Below are 21,491 nucleotides of genomic sequence, written 5' to 3' on the forward strand. Positions count from 1 at the left end.
CGCCGGTGCCATGCTGGCGCGATGGCGCCTGGGGGAGAGGTGCGGTCGTCGCTGACGCTGAGCCTCGCGCTGATCGGCACGTCCGGTGCCCTGGTCGCCGGCGTCGAGATCGCACTGTTCGCCGACCAGCCCCTGGCCCCGTGGTGGCTGCTCGCGTCCTTCCCGGCCGGGGGGCTCGTCCACCTGGCGGCGGGGCTGGTGGCCTGGCGCCGCCGGCCGAGCAACCGGACCGGCCCGATCATGGTCATCGGTGGTCTGTCGTGGTTCGCGGCCGCGCTCGCCAACACCACGGCACCCGCGCTGGCGTCGGTGGGGGTCGTGCTGGCCACCACCCCGCTCGCCGTGACGGTGTGGCTGCTGCACGCCTTCCCGTCCGGCCGCCTCCGCTCGCCCACCTCCCGCCTCACGGTGGTGGGGGCCTTCTTGGTCTCGCTCGTCCTCGAGGTCCCGCGCTACCTCTTCGACCCGGGCGCCAGCCCGGACGGCGTGCTCGCCGTCGGCCATCGGGCGGATCTCCTCCAGGTAGGCACCTGGCTCCAGCGCGCCGCGGGGATGCTCGTCATGCTGGTGACCGCCGGGGTGCTGATCGACCGGCTGCGCACCGCCGAGCACGGCCAGCGTGGGGTCCTGCTGCCGCTGTACGGCTACGGGACGCTGGCCGTCCTGGCGACGCCGCTCGGGCCGGCACTGGGTCCGCCCCTGGGTCTCTCGGTCGCCCAGGTGGTCGGGCTGCAGATCGTCCTGCTGGCCGGGGTGCCCGTCGCCTTCGCGGCGGCGATGCTGCGTGGCGGGTTCGCGAGGACGGCCGAGGTCCAGGAGCTCAGCGCCTGGCTGGTGTCGTCCGCCGCCACGCCGGGTCTGCTCGCCGATGCCCTCGGTCGCACCCTCGGGGACGCCTCCTTGCAGGTCGTCTACGCATCGCGGGACGGGCGTGCGCTGGTGGACGGCGACGGCGCCGCAATCGACACCTCGGCGCTAGGGGAGCACCGCGGCCTGGTCGACATCGAGCTGGGGTCGCGACGGATCGGCGCCATCGTCTACGACGCGACGGTCGTGGAGGACGCCGAGTCGGTCCGCAGGGCCGGGCAGGTGGCCGCCCTCGCCATCGACCACGACCGGCTGACCGCCGAGCTGCGGGCCAGCCACGCCGATCTGAAGCGGTCGCGCGCCCGGCTCGTGGAGGCCGGCGACCGGGCGCGGCAGACCGTCGCCCAGGACCTGCACGACGGTCTGCAGGTGCAGCTCGTCCTGCTGGCGCTGGAGGCACAACAGCTGACCCGCGTCGAGGAGGCGGCCGATCTCCCCGACGCGGCGACGCACCTCCGGCTCGGCATCGACGGTGCCGCCCGGGACCTGCGGGGGATCGTCCACGCCCTGATGCCGGCCGCCCTCGTCGAACGGGGCCTGACCGCGGCGATCGAGGACCTGGTCGATCGCATGCCGCTGCCCACCCGGCTGGCGGTGGACGAGCTCGACGGGCGTCTGCCGGCGACGGTCGAGCGGACGGCCTACTTCGTGGTCGCCGAGGCGCTGACGAACGCGGTCAAGCACGCCGCGGCCGGGACGTTGACCGTGACGCTCGAGCACGTGCCGAGGCGGCTGGTCATCGGCGTGACCGACGACGGTGTCGGCGGTGCGACCCAGCAGGCCGGTGCCGGGCTGCACGGGCTCGCCGATCGGGTCGACGCCCTCGGTGGCCGGTTCAGCATCCACAGCCCGGCCGGCGGAGGCACCCATCTGCAGGTGGAGCTGCCGTGCGGGTCGTGATCGGTGAGGACGAGGCGCTGTTGCGGACCGGGCTCACGCACGTGCTGCGGGCAGCCGGGTTCGACGTCGTGGCTGCGGTCGGTGATGCACGCGACCTGGTGCGCAGCGCAGGCGAGCACGTTCCCGACATCGTCGTCACCGACATCCGGATGCCGCCCGATCACAAGGACGCCGGCCTGCGGGCGGCGCTGGAGATCCGCCGCGCCCATCCCGGGATCGCCGTCCTCGTGCTGTCGCAGCACCTCCAGCGCGCCTACGCCGTCGAACTGCTGGGCGATCGCTCGTCGGGTGTCGGGTACCTCCTCAAGCAGCGGATCGCCCACGTCGACACGTTCACGGACGATCTCCGCCGCATCGCCGCCGGCGGCACCGTCCTCGACCCCGAGGTCGTGAGCCTCATGGTCGCCCGCGCCAAGGGGAATCACGACGCGCTCGATCGGCTGACGCCTCGCCAGCAACAGGTGCTGGCCCTGATGTCCGAGGGCCGGACCAACGCGTCGATCGCCCGGGCCCTGTCGATCACCGAGCGGGCCGTCGTGCAGCACACGTCCCACATCTACGACGAGCTCGACCTGGCACTCAGCGACGACGACCACCGCCGGGTACTGGCGGTGATCCGCTACCTCTCGTCATGAGCGGGATCACCGAGATCCCCGGCACGGCCGTGGTCGACACACCCGCGATGCTCCACCAGCCCGCTGCACCCCGACCTCGCCTCGTCGGTGATCCCGTGGTCGGGGGTCGCGAGCGTCACCATCACGCGCACCGTTCACCGGCACGCGCAGCCCGGCAGGGGCCGCCGGGCTGGTGGCCGCCTCGGCGCGCTCCCGTAGCGCTGGTCGGCAACGAAGCATGACGTGGGTGTCGCGAGGGGCCGCAGAGGCCGGTGCAGGAGCACGCCCGAGGCCTCTGACCTCCAGGGACGCCCTGGAGAGAACTGTGTCCGAGGGGCGAGACGCTGCATACGCACACGGCTACGGCTGCCGTGGCGTCGCTGGGTTCGCGGCCCGGCCCAGCGCGGCTCGAGTCGCGTCTCCTACAACCCCGGTCGTGCTCCCGGACAGCCATCGACGATCGCGGCGGACGGGGTCGGTCGGAACGCCTCGAGCGCGGTCGGCCGTCCGGTGCTGCCCTCCAGCAGCTCTCGCAGCCGCGTACTGGCGGTCGCGTCCACAGCCGTCGCTTCCTTGACGCCCGCTATGACCCAGGCCACAGTTCGAGCGGCATATCGCCAGCTCGTCGCCTCGGGAGGACACATGAACCAGATGTCGCAGGAGCAGGTCCAGGCCCGGCGCGAGGGTCGGCTGGCGGACCCGGACGTCGAGCTCCGTACCGATCCCCGCCTGCACCCGGGCTTGCGGGCCGGTCTCGCCGCCTTCGGCATGGACGGGCACGCCCCGCCGCCACCGTTCGACCGCACCGCCGACCCTGCGGTGGTCGCCGAGTTCGTGGGCCAGTCGCACGCCGCCTTCGAGGGCCTGTACGAGGTCGTCCCCAATGAGTGGGACGGCGAGGTGCGTGCTGACGTCGACCAGCGGGTGGAGACGCTCACAGGCGTCGACGGCAACGAGATCCAGCTGCACGTGTTCCGACCGGCCGGCGCCGAAGGGCCGCTGCCGGGCCTGGTCTACATCCACGGCGGCGGCATGACCATCCTCGAGGCGACCAACCGGGTGCACAACCGGTGGAGCGAGGACCTGGCCGCGACCGGCATGGTGGTGATCACAGTCGGCTTCCGCAACGCCTGGACCGCCGAGGGCGCCAACCCGTTCCCGGCCGGCCTGAACGACTGCAGCAGTGCACTCGACTGGATCCACGAGCACCGTGAGCAGCTGGGCGTCACGAAGATCGTCCTGCAGGGTGAGTCCGGCGGGGCCAACCTCGTGCTGGCGACGGTGCTCAAGGCCCGACGGGAGAACCGGCTCGACCGCATCGACGGCGTCTACGCGGCGGTGCCCTACATCAGCGGCGGGTACGGCTGGAGCGATGAGCGCAAGCTGCGCGAGCTGCCGTCGCTGGTCGAGAACGACGGGCACTACCTCAACTGCCAGATGATGGACATGCTCGTCGCGGTCTACGACCCGACCGGTGAGCACGCCGAGAACCCGCTGGCTTGGCCCTACTTCGCCACCGAGGCTGACGTCGAGGGGCTCCCACCGCACGTCATCTCCGTCAACGAGCTCGACCCGCTGCGCGACGAGGGCATCGCCTACTTCCGACTGCTGCAGCGCGCCGGCGTGCCGGTCGTCGGGCGGGTGAACCTCGGCATCACCCATGCGGCGGAGATGTCGTGGCGGGCGGCGGTACCGGAGTTCTACCGGGCGAGCGTCCGCGACATCCACGGCTTCGTCGCCGACCTCTGAGGGGAGTGGGTGGACGACGCGGGGTGCCGGGCGCTCGCCGAGCGCTCAGCACAGGTGGGCGCCGGCGTCCGGCGGGCAGGCACTGCGTCCGCATGTGGACGGCGTCGTCGCCCTCCATCCTCGCCGGCGACGTGGCCGACGGGGATGTCCGGCGTTGCTGCGCCGGCACGGCGGTGCTCGTCCTGGTTTCCGACCTCGCACATCCGCGTGCTGGGCACCAGCGGACGGCTACTCCTGGACCTGGCTCTCGACCCGCCCCGGGGCCACCAGCCGCGGGCCTGGACGTGAACGATGTCGCGGGACACCTGCGCACGGTGTCCCGCGACAACACATCGGTGTCCGAGGGGCGACACGGTGCATTCGCACACGGCCGAGGTTGGCGTGATCGGGATCCGGGCCTCGTCGAGGACGACTCGAGAGCCGTCGATCGTGGACGGGCCGGCAACACCTGCTGGCTCCGGCTTCGTCGGGCGATCCCGGCAGGCGCGTTCCCCGCGCCGCGCCCCTCCGTGTATTGGCCGCCTCTCCGGTCACCGATGCGGGTGCTGCCCCGGACGAGGTCGCGCGCCGGGAGCTGGGGTGAACTGCCGGCGGTCCGTCGTCGCGGGCAGGGCCCTTTCGGCCGCCCTGGCGACGAGGACAGCAGGCCGGGTCCGGTCGGGACCCGGCTACTACTCCTCGCGCCGCGACGGCCGAGTCGCTCCCGTCGGCGGGGGCGGATGTGTCCGATCGGGCGCCGGCGCGCTGACCAGACCGCCGCCGGAAGCTGCCGGCGACGTCGGTGGTCACCGGTGCCGGCGTCTGCGCCCTCTCCCTGAACATGAGCAGCACCGCGGCCGGCATCAGGATGGCCAGCGCCGCCGGCACCATCGACATCGCTGCCGATGGCTCGTTCTCCGGGCGCCGGTGGTTCGTGCCGCGGGACAGCGACCGTGGGGTTGCGGCTGGGTCTCCGAGGCGACACGCCACATGCGCGTCCGACTGCCGGCCCCCGGTCAGCTGAGGCCGAACTCGCGCATCTTGCGATAGAGGGTGTTGCGCCCGATGCCGAGCGCCTGGGCAGCACGGCTCCGGTTGCCGTCCGCGGCGCGGAGGGCCTCGCCAACGGCTATCCGTTCCGCCGACTCGAGGAGCCCCGCCGTCCGCCCGGAGCCGTGCAGCTCGTCGGGTAGGTCGTCGACCTCGACGGTGCCGCCGCCGGAGCGGCGGGCCAAGAGCACGACTGTGTTCCGGAGCTCGGCGAGGTTGCCGGGCCAGTGCCACGACATCAGCCGATCCCACGCTCCCGGTGAGAACCGCGTCGCGGACTGCGGATCCGGCAAGTCCGCAAGCATGGCTTGGACGAGGGCCGGCAGGTGCTCACGGCTCTGCGCCAGCCCGGGGAGCCGCACGGTGGTGGCCACTCGGCGGACGAGACCGAGCACGGCCTCAGAGGCGCGGCCGAGGTCGACCGTGAGCACGACCGGCATCCCCGGCCCGGCAAGTGCCTCCAGCTGCTGGACATGCGGTGACGGGGTCCCGTGCAGCCTGCGGAGCACCAACCCGCGGTTCTCCCCGACTGCCGTCCGCGCCGCCTCGAACCACGCGCCGTCGACATGAGGCTCGACGACCAGTGGGTCGTCGACGCCGGCTCGGTGCAGTGTCCGCAGTGCGGTCCACAGCTTTCCCGTGCCGCTCCCCCCGGTCAGGGCCACCATCTCGCCGTGCCGGACAGCCGTCTCCAGCTGACGGGCGACATCCTCGTGGAAGTGCAGCGGCTCCCGCGGGGCGACGGGTGCGACCGTCCTGTTGGACGCGGCGCCCGCGGGCGATCCGTCCGACGCCGGCGCGGACCGGCGGGACAACAGCCGCACGGCGTAGGCCATGGTGCCGCCAGAAGACATCGGTTCCACCAGCGCCTCGTGCATGCCGTCCGTGAGGGGGACCTGCATCCGCCGGGTCCGATCCGGGCCGTTGTCCGACAGGAAGCGCCACAGCAACGGGTGCAGCTCCGGTCCCGCGTGGGCCAGACCGAGGCGGTTCGCGAGCACCGCGTCCTCGTCGACGACCAGCGCTCCAGTCCCCGTGCGCTCCACCTTGAGGTAGGCCTGCACGAGTCGCTGGCGCCGTTCTCCACCCTCGTCGAGGATGCGCGCCTCGATCTGACGCCCGATGTCGCCGGTCATGACCGCCATCAGCGCGTGGACCTCGCGAATCGAGCAGGCCAGCGAGAACGACCCGACCAGCTGTCCGGTCCCGGGCTCCATGATGGGCGTGCTGGCGCAGGTGAGTTCCTCGAGCAGCGCGTTGTAGTGCTCCGGACCTCGGACGAGCACCGGTCGACGCTCGACCAGCGCAGTCCCGATCCCGTTGGTGCCGACGGACCGCTCGGAGTAGTCGAAGCCCTCAGCCGCGCTGGCGCGGTCCATGACCACCCGCTGCCGCCTGGCGGCGTGCCGCCACACGATCCGGCCGTGGGCGTCGGACAGGACCATCGCCACGGGAACGTCGGCGAAGCTGTCCTTGAGGCGGTTCAGCACCGGGGCCGCAGCCCTGCAGAGCGCCGGGAAAGTGTCCTCGGGCTTGCGGTAGTCGACGTCCATCGGCGCCACCGGCACCCGGTCGCCGACGCAGCGGCGCCAGCTCATCTCGATGTGCCGGGGTACGCCGCTCGCGCCGGGTGGCGCGCTGAGCAGCCCGCCACCGATCAGCGACTCTCGTGTGCGCCTGATGTGCTTCCGCTCGGCCGGTGACAGGGTCGGCAGGTTGCGGATCTCGTCTCGACGCATCGTTGCCCCGCGCTTCTCCAATGCGGTGCCGCCCGCCGGCCGCGCCCGCTCCGTCCCGGCCCTTACGGTGCCTCAGATCACACTCCCGCCGCCAGTACCGGTCGTGCTCCGATCCGGCAAGCCGAGCGGGCTGCCCCGCCGGCTCCGGTTCCGGCGGGGAGTACCGCCTCGCGCGGTCCGCTTCCTGGACCGGCTCGACGGCGCCGGCCCGCTCCTCGGGCGCGGAGTCGGGGGCCCGGCGACGAGCCCGGTCACCTGCGAGAAGTCGCTGGGAGGCCGCCGCTCCGGCTGGTGGCCAGGACGCCACGACCGTTCCACATCGGAACACCCGTCCGCTCTGCGATGTCCCGACGATGAGGCCCAGGTCACACCGAGATGGGGCCGATCGACGGTCTCCGACGCGACTTGGAGGAACTCCAGATGACAACGACGCCAGAGATCCGTCCGGCGGGCACATCGGCCGAGTCCGACGCCCTGCGGGCCCTCTACGCGGACTGGTCGAACATCATCGCCACCACGCCCGACCTCACCATGCGGCTGTTCCGCAGCATCTTCGACGAGTGGCACCAGCCCACCCGCGAGCCGGAGGACGTCACCTACCGCGAGGAGACGGTCGGCGGAGTGCCGGGGATCTGGACGCTGCCGATCGGCGCGGACACCTCCAAGGTGCTCCTCTACACGCACGGCGGGGGCTTCGCCGTCGGCTCGGCGTCCAGCCATCGCAAGTTGGCCGCGCATGTGGCCAAGGCGCTGGGCGTCGCGGCCCTGGTCCTCGACTACCGCCGGGCCCCGGAGTACCCCCACCCGGCGCAGGTGGAGGACGGCGTCGCGGCCTTCACCGCGCTCACCGAGCGTGGCGTCGCCCCGGGCGACATCACGACGATCGGCGACTCGGCGGGTGGCAACCTGGCTGTCGCCATCCCGCTGGCGCTGCGGGAGGAGGGCAAGCCGCTGCCCGGCCGCGTGATCGCATTCTCGCCGTGGCTCGACATGGAGAACGCCGGCGAAACGCTGGTGACCAACGCCGCGACCGACGCGCTCGTGACCGTCCCGCTCCTCGAAGGCATGATCGCCGGCGTCCTCGCCGAGGGGAAGATCGACCCGAAGGCACCGCTGGCGAACCCGCTGTACGCCGACTTCACCGGCTTCCCGAGGCTGTACATCAACGCCGGGGCGGTGGAGGCCCTCGCCGACAACGCGATCCGGCTCGCCGAGAAGGCGCAGGCCGCCGGCGTCGACGTGACCCTGTCCGTGGCGGAGGGCATGCAGCACGTCTTCCCCTTCCTGGCCGGCACCGCGCCCGAGGCTGACGACGAGATCGCCGCCATCGCCAAGTGGTACCGGAGCTGAGCGCTCCACCGCCCCTCACCGCCTGCCCGGCGAAGCCCACCCCCTCTCACACCTGCAGGAGGACTCCATGAGCACCACCCGTACCCCGGATGTCGACGCGATCGTCATCGGCGCCGGGTTCGGCGGCATCTACATGCTGCACAAGCTGCGCAACGAGCTCGGCCTGACCGTCAAGGCCCTCGAGAAGGGCGGCGGCGTCGGGGGAACCTGGTACTTCAACCGGTACCCCGGTGCGAAGTCCGACACCGAGGGGTTCGTTTACCGCTACTCCTTCGACAAGGACCTGCTCCGGGAGTGGGACTGGACCACCCGCTACCTAGACCAGCCCGACGTCCTCGCCTACCTGGAGCACGTCGTCGAGCGCTACGACCTGGCCCGCGACATCCTGCTCGACACCGAGGTGACCGAGGCCGCCTTCGACGAGGGGACCGACCTCTGGACGGTGACCACCGCGGACGGTAGGAGGCTCACGAGCCGCTACCTGGTCAACTCGCTCGGTCTGCTGGCGAAGACCAACATCCCCGACATCCCCGGTCGCGACACCTTCGCCGGCGCGCTGGTCCACACCAACGCCTGGCCGCACGACCTGGACCTCACCGGCAAGCGGGTCGGCGTGATCGGCACCGGCTCCACCGGCACGCAGTTCATCGTCGCCGCCGCGAAGCTGGCGAGCCACCTCACCGTCTTCCAGCGCTCGCCGCAGTACTGCGTGCCGTCCGGCAACGGCCCGGTGGAACGGGCCGACGTCGAGCGCATCAAGGAGAACTTCGACGCCATCTGGGAGCAGGTGCGCAACTCCGTCGTCGCCTTCGGCTTCGAGGAGAGCGGCATCGAGGCGATGAGCGTCTCGGAGGAGGAGCGCAACCGGGTGTTCCAGGAGAACTGGGACAAGGGCAACGGGTTCCGGTTCATGTTCGGGACCTTCTCCGACATCGCCACCAACCCGGAGGCCAACGCGGCCGCCGCGGCCTTCATCCGGTCGAAGATCTCCGAGATCGTCGAGGACCCGGAGACCGCGAGGAAGCTGACCCCGACCGACATCTATGCCAAGCGACCCCTGTGCAACGAGGGCTACTACGAGACCTACAACCGCGACAACGTGGAGCTGGTGTCGATCAAGGAGAACCCGATCCAGCAGATCACGCCGGCCGGGGTGCGAACCGCCGACGGGGTCGAGCACGCGGTCGACGTTCTCGTCCTCGCCACCGGGTTCGACGCGGTCGACGGCAACTACCGGGCGATGGACCTGCGCGGGCGCGGCGGGCGGCACATCGATGAGCACTGGGCTGACGGCCCGACCAGCTACCTGGGTGTGTCGAAGGCAGGTTTTCCCAACATGTTCATGATCCTCGGCCCGAACGGTCCGTTCACCAACCTCCCGCCGAGCATCGAGGCGCAGGTCGATTTCATCGGCGAGCTCATCCGTACCGCCGAGCGCGACGGCGTGCGGACCGTGGAGCCGACGCAGGTAGCGGAGGACGCCTGGACCGCCACCTGCGAGGAGATCGCCAACATGACGCTCTTCCCGCAGGCCCAATCGTGGATTTTCGGGGCGAACATCCCGGGCAAGAAGAACGCCGTCATGTTCTACATGGCCGGTCACGGTGCCTACCGGCAGAAGCTCGGTGAGGTCGCCGACAGGGGCTACGAGGGCTTCGAGCTGAGCAGGGAGGCCGAGACCGCGGGCGTCTGATCCTGCTCGTCCCGACGACGACGGGCTCGGCCGTTCAAGCCGGGCCCGTCGTCGTGCCGGAACTGCGTCCGCGCCGGACCCGTACCGCCGCCGGCTGGTGAGGCCCTCGACGTACCAGTTGCTCGCAGCGCTCGACGCCCGCTGCACCACCCGCTCCGCCTGTGCAGCGGATCGGCATGCTGGACCGGCCCCGCGGCGGGCGCCTGGAGACCCGGGGTCGGCACGGGAGCCCACCGATCCCGGGCATGAGAGGGAACCCGATCAATCGGATCGTCCGAGGCAGCAGGCCGGGCCAAGTCGTCGAGGCGGGCCGCAGGCGTCACTCCCTCGGCGTCCTACGCGGGCACCGAGGGAGCAACCGGCTCGTCGTCGTCCGTGAGCAGGCGTCTGGTCCACCGTTCGGATGCTGCGACGTGCACAGAATGAGTTGGTGCTGCGCGTAGGTCCAGTCCCGCGCGCCGCCGTCCGAATCCGTGCACGGGTGGTCCTGCGGAACCTTGCCTCGAGTCGGGACGCGAGCGTCGTGCTACGCACCAGCGGACAGCTACTCCGGGACCTGACCCTTGACCCCACCAGGGACTACCGACCACAGGCCCAACGTCAGCATGTCGCGGGACACCTGTGAACGGTGTCCCGCGACAGCGCGCTCATGCCCGAGGGGCGACACGCTACATCCGCACACGGCTCCGGTCGCCACGTTGATCGGCCGGCACGACCGGAGACCTCAGCCTCGGCTGTGGCCGTGGCGCCGCTCCCCGGGCGGCGCGGACAGCTGTGGAAGCACCTTCACCGTCACCTCGCTGCCGGTCGCGACCAGGTGGGCAGGTGCCCCGGGGCACTTTCGCGAGGTCAACCGGAGGCTTCATTCCGACCGCGCCGCCAGGACCCGTGCTGCTTCCCGCTCGGCCTCGGGATTGGCCACACCGGCCCGAGAGCCGGCCAGCTTCGCCCGGATGTGCTCACCCACGGTGATCGGCGGGTACGCCGGCCTGCCGCCGGCGTCCAGGCACGTGGTCAGGGTTTCGATGACGGCGTCGATGTTGCCGTCGTGGAAGAACGCCGCGGAGCGCCGGCGCTCGATCCGGCCGCCCACGATCGGCGGCTTCACCCGGTGCAGGGTCGACATCCACCGCTCATTGGTCCAGCGGGCCATGAGGTCGCCGAGGTTGATCAGCAGCGCGCCGTCGGCGGGCATGACGTCGTGCCAGGCGCCGTCGCGGCCGAGCACCTGGAGGCCGCGGACCTGGTCGGCCCACAGCACTGTGACGATGCCGTAGTCGGTGTGCTCGCCCATGCCCGTGAGGTCGCCGTCGAGGGTGACCTCACCCGGGGGCAGCGCGTAGTTGTTCATCCGCAGCACGTCGAGGCTGTGGTCGGTGTACCGCTCGAAGAAGCCGGCCGGGAGGCCGAGCGCGTCGGCGAAGATGGTCGTCAGGGTCCGTGCCACCCGGCCCGCCTCGTCGAAGTAGGCCGCCACCGCCTCGCGGAAGCCGTCGGCCTCCTCGGGCCAGACGTTCTCGGCGTAGTCGGTGGCCGGGAGCTCGACCCCGGGGTAGTCGGTGTGGGCGGCACCGATGTTGAAGGCTTCGAAGAAGTCGTGCATCCGGTTCGAGGACGCCAGGCCGAGGCTGAGGCTCAACGACTCGGTCTTGGGCGGGCTGTAGCCGCGGTTGATCTCCGGTGCCGTCCGGTAGCTCTTCTTCGCCTCCAGGGGCAGGTCGAAGAACGAGTCCAGTGCGGCGGCGAAGGCGTCGGTCACGGACGTGGGCACGCCGTGGCCGAGGACCTGCACGAAGCCCACGGTGCGCGCGGCCTCGTCGAAAGCCCGCGCCGCGGCCGCGCGGGCCCCCGGCGAGCCGCCGGGGTCGACGTAGGCGGAGATGTCGACGACGGGCACGGTGAACTCGGTCAACGCGGGGTCTCCTCGGTGGGATCGGAGGGGGGTGGGGGAGGAGCGTCGGGCGTGGCGGCCACCATGGCCTCCGCGCGAGCACGCAGGGATGCCTTGCCGGTCTCGTCGAGCCAGCAGGCGTCGATGGCGTTCCAGGTGAAGGAGGCCAGTTCGTCCCGGCGGTAGCCGAGGGCGTGGGCGAGCACCCGGAGGTCGTGGGTGGGGTCGGTGCCGAACATCGGCGGGTCGTCGGAGTCGATGGTGACGCGCAGCCCGGCGTCGACCATCTGCCGGATCCGGGCGTGCGTGCCGTCACCGCTGCCGGAGTACCGGCCGATGTCGGAGCTCACCGGCGTGCAGTTGAACGGAACGCCCTCGGCTACGCAGCGGGCGGTGAGCTCCGGGTCGTCGACGACGTGGTAGCCGTGGTCGACGCGGCTGCAGCCGAGCTCGTCCAGCAGCGTGCGGATGTGCCCGGGCGGACCCGACTCCGAGTGGGCCGTGCGGCCGAGCCCGGCCCGGCCGGCGAGCTGGTAGGCCTCGACGAACCGCCCCGGTGGTCCGTTCACCTCGGCGTAGTCCAGGCCGATGCCGACCACCTCGTCGATGCGGTGCTCGACCACCTGCTCGACCAGTTCGACCGCCTCGGCGCCGCTGCGCTCGCGGTTGATGCCGATGACCAGACGCGCCTCGATGCCGGTGTCGGCACGGGCGTCGCGCAGGCCTGCGACGACGCCCTCGAGTATCCGCGGATAGGGCACGCCGGGGTGGCCTGGCGGGCTGAGCTGGATCTCGCGGTAGACGACGTTGTGGTCCGCACCGCCCGCGGTCAGCGACTCGTACGTGACCCGGTGGAAGTCCTCGACGTCGCGGATCACCGAGCCGACCACGTCCAGCACCCGCAGGAACTCGCCGAGGTCCTCGTAGCTGTCGTGGTCGTAGAGATCCGCCGCGCCGCGCTCGGGCCGCACGCCGTGCTTCGCGGCCAGTTCGACGACGGTCTGCGGCGACACCGCGCCGATGAGGTGGCAGTGCAGGCTCACCTTGGGCAGCGCCGCCACCAGTGCGTCCACGGCGGGGTCGGTCGGCACGGGCCGGGAGCGCGGCGGGTGACCGGGGAGCCGGCCGGTGGGGGCGGTCATGCGCGGTCGGCTCGTCCGAACCGGCTGAGCACGAGCGCCTCGACGAGCTGGGCGATCAGGTAGAGCAGCAGCGAGACCACCGTGATCACCACGACGAGCGCCCACACCTTGCCGATCTGGGAACGTGCGGCGGCGGAGACCACCGCGTACCCGATGCCCTTGCCCGTCGCCAGCCACTCGGCGAGCAGGGCGCCGGTCAGCGAGCCCGGGACGGCGATGCGGACCGAGGCGAACAGCGCCGGCAGCGCGGAGGGGAAACCCACCTTGCGCAGCACCGTCATCGGGGAGCCGCCGTAGACCAGCACGAGGTCGCGCATCTGGGGGCTGACCGAGCGCAGTCCGACCACGATGTTGACCAACGCCGGGAAGAGCACGACGACGGCGCTCATCACGGCGACGATCACGTAGCCGCGGCCTACGAGCAGGATGAGCATCGGCGCCAGCGCGATGAGCGGCACGGTCTGCAGTATCAGCGCGACCGGCATGACCGCGCTCTCCGCCGCGCGGAACCGGACGACCACGGCGGCCAGGGCGACGGCCACGAGCATGCCCGCAGCGAAGCCGATCCCCGCGTCCACCAGGGTCTGGCTCAGCAACCCGGCGATCTCCGCCCGCAGCGCGGGGGCATCCTCGTCGACGAACAGGATGTCGACGACGTCCAGCGGCCCCTTGCCCACGTAGCTGGACACGTCGAAGGCCCACAGCGCGACCACCCACAGGGCGACGACGGACACCAGGACCAGTGCCGTGGTGCCCACCGCCCTGACGGTGGCGGCCAGCAGCGGGTGCCTCGGCCGGCCGGCCGGCGACGCGCTCCCGGCGCCGCCGGTGACCAGCAGGTCGGCGCTCATGCCGCGCCCCGCGACCACGGGGTGACGACCCGGGCGAGCAGCGCGAACAGCCCGTAGAAGGTTCCGGCGACGAGCGCGCAGCCGAGGCCGATCGCCCAGGCGCCTTCGACGTCGACGTTCTGCTGAGCGATCTTGAGCGTGATCGCGACGCCGCGCTGCACGCCGCCTACGTACTCGCCCAGGATCGCGCCCAGGAACGCCAGCGGCGCGGCCACGCGGAGGGCGGCGAGCACCGAGGGCAGCGCCGCGATCAGCCGGACCTTCGTGAGCTGGCGGAAGGCCCCGCCGCCGAAGACCCGGACGACCTCGAGGCTGGCCGGATCGGCCGAGCGGAGGCCCAGCACGGTGCCGACGACGGTGGTGAAGAAGACCGACAGGGCGGCCAGAGCCGTGGCGGTGCCCGCCCGCTGCCCCTCCTCGGGGTTGCCGATGACGATGAAGAGCACCGGGGCGATCGCGACCAGCGGCACGCAGTAGGTGATCACCGCTACCTGCATGACCAGCCGCTCCAGCGCCGGCACGAGGAGGGTCAGGGCGGCGAGCGCGACGGCCGCGACGGTCCCGTAGCCGAAGCCGACTGCGGCCTCCTGCAACGTGACCCCGAAGTGCCTGGCGTTGTAGTCCCAGCCGCGGTCGATCGCGGCCCGGACCACGCCGGCGGGGGAGGGGATGCGGGCGTCCGCGAGCACGGTCAGCTGGAGGAGCCACCAGAGCGCGACCACGCCGAGGAGACCCAGCAGGCCGAATCCGGCCGAGCGCAGCGAGTCGCGGTTGAGCAGGGCGTTCACCCCGTCGCCTCGCCGCCGCCGAAGAGCAGCTCGGAGGCGTGGTCGTGCAGGGCGTGGAACTCCGGCGTCCGCATGATCTCCGGGTGCCGCGGGCGGGGGAGGTCCACCTGGATGACCTCGGTGATCCGGCCGGGCCGCGCGCTCATGACCGCCACCTGGTCGGAGAGGAAGATCGCCTCGGAGATGCCGTGGGTGACCATCAGCGTGGTCGCCGGCTTCTCCGTCCAGATCCGCAGCAGCTCGACGTTCAGCCGCTGACGGGTCATGTCGTCCAGCGCGCCGAAGGGCTCGTCGAGCAGCAGCACCGAGGGCTGGACGACGAGCGCGCGGGCGATGGAGACCCGCTGCCGCATGCCCCCGGAGAGCTGGGCCGGCTTGGCCTTCTCGAAGCCCGAGAGGCCGACCAGCTCGATCAGCTCGCGTACCAGCGCGGCGTCGGGCCGACTGCCGGAGACCTCGAAGGGCAGCCGGATGTTGGCCTCGACCGAGCGCCAGGGCAGCAGGGCGGAGTCCTGGAAGGCGATGCCCAGGGCGTGCTGGCGGCGCAGGTCGAGCGGGGTCATGCCGTCGACCAGCGCGGTGCCGCCGGACGGCTGCTCCAGCCCCGCGAGGATCCGCAGGATGGTGGATTTGCCGCACCCGGACGGGCCGAGCAGCGAGGAGAAGCTGCCCTGGTAGGTGTGCAGGGTGGTGTCGGTGAGGGCCTGGACCTGCTTGCGGCCGGTGCCGAAGGTCTTGGTGAGGCCCTGAAGGTGGATGCCGGAGCCTCCGGCCGGCCGCGGGGCGGCCGGCCGGAGGGCCTCGGTCTGGGTGAGCGAGGTCACGATGCTCTTCCGGTCCGGTTCAGACGGGGACAGGGGTCAGGTGGTGCTGGGCACCTCGAGCAGATCGGGCTTCTCCTCGAGGAGTTCCTCCAGCAGCGAGAGGTCGAAGAGATCGGCCGAGTCGGTCAGGTCGATGTCGGCGGCGGCGAGCGTGGCGAGGTTCTGCTCGATCAGCTCGTCGGTGATGGTGAAGAGCCCGTTGCCCTCGACGTCGGGCGTGACGATCAGCGTGCTCTGCACCTCGGCCTGCTGGACCTCCTTGGCGAGGTCGAGCTCCAGGTCGGCGCCGTACTCCTCGACCGCCAGCCGGGCACCTTCCTCGGGGTTCCGCAGGTAGTCCTGCCAGCCCCGGATCTCGGCCTCCAGGAAGGCCTTCACCATCTCCGGGTTCTCCGCGATCATCTCGTCGGTCGTGATGATGCTCTCGGCCACGAACGGCAGCCCGTTGTCGGCGAAGGGCAGGTTGGTCACCGCGTAGCCGGCGTTCTCGACCGTGATCGACTCGTTGGTCAGGTAGGCGAGGAACCCGTCGACCTCGCCGTCGATGAGGGGCGCCGGGTCGTACTCGACCGGCACCTTCTCGACCTGGCCGGGATCGATGCCGTTCACCTCGAGCAGCGCGTCGAACAGCGTCTCGTTGCCTCCGGCCTGGACGCCGATCCTCTTGCCGACCAGGTCCTCCGGCGTCGCGATGTCGCCGCCGTCGGCCAGGGACAGGATGGTGAAGGGGTTCTTCTGGAACTTGGTGCCGACGATCTTGAGCGGCGCGTCCTCCTCGGCGATGACCTGCGCGGTGGCGACGGCGTTGCTCAGGCCGAAGTCGGCTTCACCGCTGGCCACGAGCGTCTCGATCGGGCCAGGGCCGGGGTCCATCGTCACGCCGGAGAAGCCGACGTCGGTGTAGTGGCCGTTCGTGTCGGCGAAGAACTCGCCGGCGAACTCGGCGTTCTTGATCCAGGACAGCTGCAGCGTGACCGGGCCGAGACCGCCGTCCTCCGACGCAGTGTCGGACCCGTCGGAGCCGTCGGAGCCGCCGCACGCCGCGACGGCGAGGACGGCAGCGGTGAGCGCTGCGGCGGTGCGCACGGCGCGCGTGTTCATGGGCGTCTCCTGGTCGGAAGGGGGGCGGTCCGTCGTCGGCGTCGGGGCGGTGCTCCGGCCCGTCGCCACCTGGTGCCGAACGCTAGGAGCGGCGGGTTTCGGCGCAGGTGGGCGGGCGTTTCCGGCCGGTAAAAGAAACGCTCATCTCAGGCCGGAACTCTCATTTCGCCCGCGTCAGTAGTCCACGCGGACCGGGTTCTCCCGCCAGGCCAGGAACGGCGCGACCGCGGTGCCCAGGCGCAGCTCCTGGACCGAGGTCGGCCAGGCCATCGGAGCCGAGGAGAGCAGGTCGTAGAACGCCCGGTCGTCGAAGCCGCCGTCGGCCGCGTCGTGGCGGTTGGCGGCGAACACCACCCGGTCCAACCGTGCCCACAGGGCCGACGTCGCGCACATGGGGCAGGGCTCGCAGGAGGTGTACAGCGTGCAGCCGCCCAGAGCGAAGTCGCCGAGCTCGCGGCACGCCGCCCGGATGGCCGTGACCTCCGCGTGCGCGGTGGGGTCGAGGTCGCGGGTCACCCGGTTGACGCCGGTCGCGACGACCACGTCCCCCCGGACGATGACCGCCCCGAACGGCCCGCCGCCGGCGGCCACGTTGGCGGTGGCCAGCTCGACGGCCTGCTGCAGCCACTTCTCGTCGACGGCGGACATCATGGATTGCCTCCTCGGGCCAGGCGCCAGATGCGGTCCCTGCTCATCGGCAGGTCGTGCGGGCGGACGCCGAGGGCGTCGCGCACCGCGTTCGCGATCGCGGGTGCGACCGGGTTGTAGGGGGCCTCGCTCATCGACTTCGCGCCGCGCGGTCCCACGGTGTCGTACGTGCCGGCGACGAGGACCCGCGTGGCCGGCACGTCCGCCATCTGCGGGGTGCGGTAGGACCGGAAGCCCTGGGTCAGCACCTCGCCGTCGACCACGGCGACCTGCTCCTGGAGCGCCGAGCCGACGGCCTGGGCGACACCGCCCTCCACCTGTCCGCGCAGCTGCTCGGGGTTGATCACCACACCGGCGTCCACGGCCTGCACCGAGTCGAGGAACCGCACCTCACCGGTCGCCGGGCGCACGGCGACGCGCACGGCATGCACGTTGAACGCCACCGACCGGCGGGTCCCGTCGCTGGCGCCGGTGGCCACCAGCGGCCCCTCCAGGTGGCGCAGGGCAGGTAGCCCACCCAGGGAGTCCAGCCGTCGGCGCACCTCGGTAGCGGCCCGTTGGACGGCCAGCCCGGCGACGACCGAGCCGGTGGAGCCGAAGGCGCCGGAGTCGTAGCCCGAGGTCGCGGTGTCGGAGGAGACCACGCGCACCCGCGTGGGCGGGATGCCCAAGGCGTCGGCCACGAACTGCGCGTGCACCGTCGCGGTGCCGTTGCCGAACTCCGCCGTCCCGACCGACAGGGTGGCGGTGCCGTCGGGGTCGAGGGCGATGCGCGCGTGCGAGTGGTGACCGCGCGGCGGGATGGTCGCGATCATCGACAGTGCCATCCCCTCGCCGACCAGCCAGCCGTCTTCCGGCGGAGCGCCGGTGCGGGTAGCGGTGAGCGCCTGCTCGGCGAGGTCCAGGCACTGGTCCAGGCCGTAGCTGCCGTACTCCAGGTCGGTCGACGGCGGTCCGTTGACCACCAGCGGGTCGCCGGGCACCACCACGTTGCGCCGCCGCAGCTCGTACGGGGAGATGCCGACCTCACGCGAGAGCTCGTCGAGGGCCGACTCGATCGCGAAGACCACCTGGCCCAGGCCGTACCCCCGGAACGCGCCGCTCGGCGGGTTGTTGGTGTAGACCGCCTCTGCGTCGACGCGCTTGCTGGGGCAGCGGTAGACGGCCACCGATTCGTGCACGCCGTGGAACATGACCCCGGGCCCGTGGTTGCCGTGGGCCCCGGTGTCGCTGAGCACGTCGACCCGCATCGCGGTGAGCCGGCCCCCGGCGTCGGCGCCCAGTTCGACCGAGACCCGCATGGGGTGGCGCAGCGGGATCGCGGTGAACTGCTCCTCGCGGGTCATGTCCAGCTGCACCGGCCGCCGGTCGCCTCGCTCGGCCAGCCGCAGCGCCGCCAGGGCCACCACGTCCTCGACCAGCAACTCCTGCTTGCCGCCGAACCCGCCGCCCACCCGGGCCGCGACCACCCGCACGCGGTCGGGGTCGCGGCCGAGCACGCGCGCCAGCTCGTCGCGCACGAGGAACGGCACCTGCGTGCTGGCGCGGACCACCAGCATCCCGTCGTCGTCGACCCATGCCCTGGCGCCGTGCGTCTCCAGCGCCGCGTGCGCCACCCGCCCGCTGCTCCAGGTGCCGCGCACGGTGTGCGCGGCGGATCGCAGCCCTGCCGCGACGTCGCCCACCTCGCCGTGGGTGCGGGCGACGACGTTGCGGGACGGGTCGGCGATCCGCGAGGTGAGCGGGTCCTTGTCGCCGTGCAGCAGCGGTGCGCCGGGCGAGCGCGCGTGCTCCGGGTCGAACACCGCCGGCAGCGGCTCGTAGGTCACCTCGACCAGCGCGGCGGCGCGCTGGGCGAGGGCGGCGGACTCCGCGACCACCGCCGCGACCCGCTGGCCGCGGAAGCGGACCACGTCGTCGAACAGGCGGGTGTCGTCGGGGTCGTCGAGCCGGCTCTCGTGCCGGGCGGTCGAGTACAGGACGTCGGGGGCGTCGGCGGAGGTGAGCACCAGCACCACGCCCGGCAGCGCCTCCGCACGCGCGGAGTCGACCGCGACGACGCGGGCGTGCGCCTGCTCGGAGCGGACCAGCTTCACGTGCAGGATGCCGGCGTCGGGCAGGTCCAGCGTGAACGGCTCCCGGCCGGTGACCACCCGTGGGCCGGCGGGCGCGGCGACCGAGCAACCGAACGCCCCGTCGGCCGTCACGTTGGCCCGGCCCTCGAGCGCGTCACGGATCGACCGGTAGCCGGTGCAGCGGCACAGGTTGCCCTTGAAATCGCGTTCCGGTTCGGGGACCCGGACCGTTCCGTCCTCCTCGGCGAGGGCCGTCGCCGTCACCACCCACCCGGGGGTGCAGTAGCCGCACTGGAAGGCCGCCGCCTCCACGAAGCGGCGCTGCACCGGCGACAGCTCGCCCGGGGTGCCGAGCCCCGCCGCCGTGGTGACCGCGCGCCCGTCGGCGCGGGCCGCGGGGGTGATGCACGAGTGCACCGGGACGCCGTCGAGGAGAACGGTGCACGCTCCGCAGTCCCCGGTGTCGCACCCCTTCTTGACCGCCGTCCCGCCGCACTCGCGGATCCAGCTACGCAGGCACTGCCCGGGAGCGGGCCGGCCGCTCGCCGCCTCGCCGTCGAGGATCACGCCACCACCCCGGTGAGCTCGGCGCAGACCTCGGCCGCCAGGAGGTCCGTCTGCGCGGCCCGCCAGTCGGGGGCGCCGTGCGGGTCGTCGTACCAGCCGACATCGTTCCCCGCGTCGGCCACGGCCCGGCGCACCGCGCCCGCGGAGGGCGCCGGCGGGAGCACGAGCACCACCGGCCGCGGCACCGACGCGGTGAGCGTGAGGACGACGGCGTCGGACTCGCGGCGGCCGATGACCAGCGCGGCGCTCCGGCCGTAACTGGTCAGGGCGGCCCGCCGGAAGGCCGTCGGCGCCCGGAGCGCCCGGCCGGGCAGCTCGACGGCGCGCAGCACCTCGCCGGGGCCCAGGTCGACGACACCCGCGTCCCGCACGAACGCAGCGACGGGGGTGCGCCGCTCGGCGCCGTCGGGGGTCCAGACAACGGCCTCGCCGGCGAGTGCCGCGGTGAGCGCGATCATCGCGCCCGCCGGGAGGCCGAGGCACAGGTTGCCGCCGACCGTGGCGGCGGCCTGCACCTTGAACGACATCAGCAGGGCGTCGGCGCACTGCCGGGCGAGCACCGGCGAGGGCCACGGCGCCTGGCGGGCCTGCTGGACGGTGCACGTCGCGGCCAGCCGGAGACCGCCGTCCGGAAGGGCTTCCCAGGGCTCCCAGTTCATCGCGGTGAGGTCCACCAGGCCGGTGACGTCGGGCTGCGGCTCGGAGAACAGCCAGGTGCCGCCGGCCAGCAGCCGCTCTCCCGGTCGCGGGACCAGGCCGCTGCGGCTCTCCGGGCTCCGGTGGCTCTCCACCCAGGCGAGGTCCACCTACTCCACCTCTCCCAGGAGCGTGTAGGTCGCGCTGATCGTCGAGATGCGGTCGCGCCCGGCGCGGCCGACCCGCGACAGGACGCCGTCGGCCAGCACGGCCACCACGCTCATCGCGGCGGCGTAGGAGTCGTAGGCGAGCGTTCCCTGCACCGGGCAGGGCAGCCAGACCCGAGCCGAGCCGGCGTGTCCGGCCGCGGTCGGGTCGCCGAGCAGCACCACGTCGGCGCCGGTCGCCGATGCCGTGGTCAGGAACCCGGCGAACCCGGCCGGCCGCCTGCGGAAGCCGACGGCCACCACCGCGTCACCGGGGCCGAGATCGGCCAGCTCCTCGCCGAGGACCTGGCCGGGCAGCGGGGCGAGGTGCACGCGCGGGCGGGCCTGCACGAGCTGCTCGCGCAGGTGCAGCGCGACCGGATGGCTGTTCCGCCACCCGACGACGAGGACCTGACGGGCGTCGGCCAGGACCGCCACGGCCGCCGCGACCGCGGGCTCGAGCACCGCGGTGGCGACGGCGCCGGCCTCGGCGCCGGCGTGCTCGGCCAGGTCGGGTGGACCCGCGACCCGGCGCGGCTCGCCGGCGGTCCGCAGCGACCGGAGGTGGTCGCGGACCTCGTCGAAGTCGCTGAAGCCCAGCGAGCGGAACAGCCGGCTCATCGTCGCCTTGGACACGCCCGCGAGCACGGCCAGCTCGGCGGCACGGTAGGTGGCGAGGTCGTCCAGGTGCTCCAGCAGGGTCTCGGCAGCGCGCCGCTCCTGTGCGGTCAGCGCCGGGTGGCAGTGGCCGATCCGCTCGTCGATGCGCAGCCCGGTCACGTGCCCTCCTCGCTGGCGCTCGTCGGCCGCGTGCCCGTGGG

General features: G+C 72.5%; 16 protein-coding genes. 5 read left to right on the forward strand and 11 right to left on the reverse strand.

The window, feature by feature from the left end:
• Nucleotides 1-21: 21 nt before the first annotated feature.
• The 3 genes from O2W17_RS19525 to O2W17_RS19535 all read left to right on the forward strand — a co-directional run bounded on the left by O2W17_RS19525 (nt 22) and on the right by O2W17_RS19535 (nt 4,130).
• A complete protein-coding gene (locus O2W17_RS19525; RefSeq protein WP_269194119.1) occupies nt 22-1,767 on the forward strand; it encodes a sensor histidine kinase in 1,746 nt (581 codons plus the stop codon).
• Complete coding sequence (locus tag O2W17_RS19530) at nt 1,755-2,402, forward strand: response regulator transcription factor (protein WP_269194120.1); 648 nt, start codon at nt 1,755-1,757, stop codon at nt 2,400-2,402. Before O2W17_RS19525 ends, O2W17_RS19530 begins: the two co-directional genes overlap by 13 nt.
• A gap of 621 nt (nt 2,403-3,023) precedes the next feature.
• Nucleotides 3,024-4,130, forward strand: a complete 1,107-nt coding sequence (locus O2W17_RS19535; RefSeq protein ID WP_269194121.1) for an alpha/beta hydrolase fold domain-containing protein — start codon at nt 3,024-3,026, stop codon at nt 4,128-4,130.
• 995 nt (nt 4,131-5,125) lie between these two features.
• Here O2W17_RS19535 and O2W17_RS19540 read toward each other — a convergent pair.
• Nucleotides 5,126-6,898 carry a sigma-54-dependent Fis family transcriptional regulator gene (locus tag O2W17_RS19540; protein ID WP_269194122.1) on the reverse strand — a complete coding sequence of 591 codons (1,773 nt, stop codon included), beginning with the start codon at nt 6,896-6,898 and terminating at the stop codon, nt 5,126-5,128.
• Between the two features lie 420 nt (nt 6,899-7,318).
• Here O2W17_RS19540 and O2W17_RS19545 point away from each other — a divergent pair, with 420 nt between their 5' ends.
• Together O2W17_RS19545 and O2W17_RS19550 are read left to right on the forward strand one after the other, a co-directional pair.
• The gene (locus tag O2W17_RS19545) at nt 7,319-8,248 is read left to right on the forward strand and encodes an alpha/beta hydrolase (protein WP_269194123.1); all 930 of its coding nucleotides are present in this window, start codon (nt 7,319-7,321) and stop codon (nt 8,246-8,248) included.
• A gap of 67 nt (nt 8,249-8,315) precedes the next feature.
• Nucleotides 8,316-9,941 carry a flavin-containing monooxygenase gene (locus O2W17_RS19550; RefSeq protein ID WP_269194124.1) on the forward strand — a complete coding sequence of 542 codons (1,626 nt, stop codon included), beginning with the start codon at nt 8,316-8,318 and terminating at the stop codon, nt 9,939-9,941.
• A gap of 862 nt (nt 9,942-10,803) precedes the next feature.
• Here O2W17_RS19550 and O2W17_RS19555 read toward each other — a convergent pair.
• The 10 genes from O2W17_RS19555 to O2W17_RS19600 form a co-directional block, all read right to left on the reverse strand.
• Complete coding sequence (locus tag O2W17_RS19555; protein ID WP_269194125.1) at nt 10,804-11,853, reverse strand: isopenicillin N synthase family dioxygenase; 1,050 nt, start codon at nt 11,851-11,853, stop codon at nt 10,804-10,806.
• Nucleotides 11,850-12,974, reverse strand: coding sequence for an adenosine deaminase (add, locus tag O2W17_RS19560; protein ID WP_269194126.1), 1,125 nt, complete (start codon nt 12,972-12,974; stop codon nt 11,850-11,852). The genes O2W17_RS19555 and add overlap by 4 nt, the downstream gene beginning before the upstream one ends.
• Nucleotides 12,971-13,825, reverse strand: coding sequence for an ABC transporter permease (locus O2W17_RS19565; protein WP_269194127.1), 855 nt, complete (start codon nt 13,823-13,825; stop codon nt 12,971-12,973). The genes add and O2W17_RS19565 overlap by 4 nt, the downstream gene beginning before the upstream one ends.
• Nucleotides 13,822-14,613, reverse strand: coding sequence for an ABC transporter permease (locus tag O2W17_RS19570; RefSeq protein ID WP_269194128.1), 792 nt, complete (start codon nt 14,611-14,613; stop codon nt 13,822-13,824). The genes O2W17_RS19565 and O2W17_RS19570 overlap by 4 nt, the downstream gene beginning before the upstream one ends.
• Nucleotides 14,610-15,437, reverse strand: coding sequence for an ABC transporter ATP-binding protein (locus tag O2W17_RS19575; RefSeq protein WP_269194129.1), 828 nt, complete (start codon nt 15,435-15,437; stop codon nt 14,610-14,612). Before O2W17_RS19575 ends, O2W17_RS19570 begins: the two co-directional genes overlap by 4 nt.
• Before the next feature lie 36 nt (nt 15,438-15,473).
• Nucleotides 15,474-16,538, reverse strand: a complete 1,065-nt coding sequence (locus O2W17_RS19580; protein WP_269194130.1) for an ABC transporter substrate-binding protein — start codon at nt 16,536-16,538, stop codon at nt 15,474-15,476.
• A 174-nt stretch (nt 16,539-16,712) separates the two neighbouring features.
• Nucleotides 16,713-17,189: a nucleoside deaminase gene (locus O2W17_RS19585; RefSeq protein ID WP_269194131.1), complete on the reverse strand. Its 477-nt coding sequence runs from the start codon at nt 17,187-17,189 to the stop codon at nt 16,713-16,715.
• Nucleotides 17,186-19,828, reverse strand: a complete 2,643-nt coding sequence (locus O2W17_RS19590; protein WP_269194132.1) for a molybdopterin-dependent oxidoreductase — start codon at nt 19,826-19,828, stop codon at nt 17,186-17,188. Before O2W17_RS19590 ends, O2W17_RS19585 begins: the two co-directional genes overlap by 4 nt.
• Complete coding sequence (locus O2W17_RS19595; protein WP_269194133.1) at nt 19,825-20,634, reverse strand: FAD binding domain-containing protein; 810 nt, start codon at nt 20,632-20,634, stop codon at nt 19,825-19,827. Before O2W17_RS19595 ends, O2W17_RS19590 begins: the two co-directional genes overlap by 4 nt.
• Complete coding sequence (locus O2W17_RS19600; protein ID WP_269194134.1) at nt 20,635-21,450, reverse strand: MurR/RpiR family transcriptional regulator; 816 nt, start codon at nt 21,448-21,450, stop codon at nt 20,635-20,637.
• Nucleotides 21,451-21,491 lie beyond the last annotated feature (41 nt).

Source organism: Blastococcus sp. VKM Ac-2987 (genome assembly GCF_026967805.1).
Classification (GTDB): Bacteria; Actinomycetota; Actinomycetes; order Mycobacteriales; family Geodermatophilaceae; genus Blastococcus.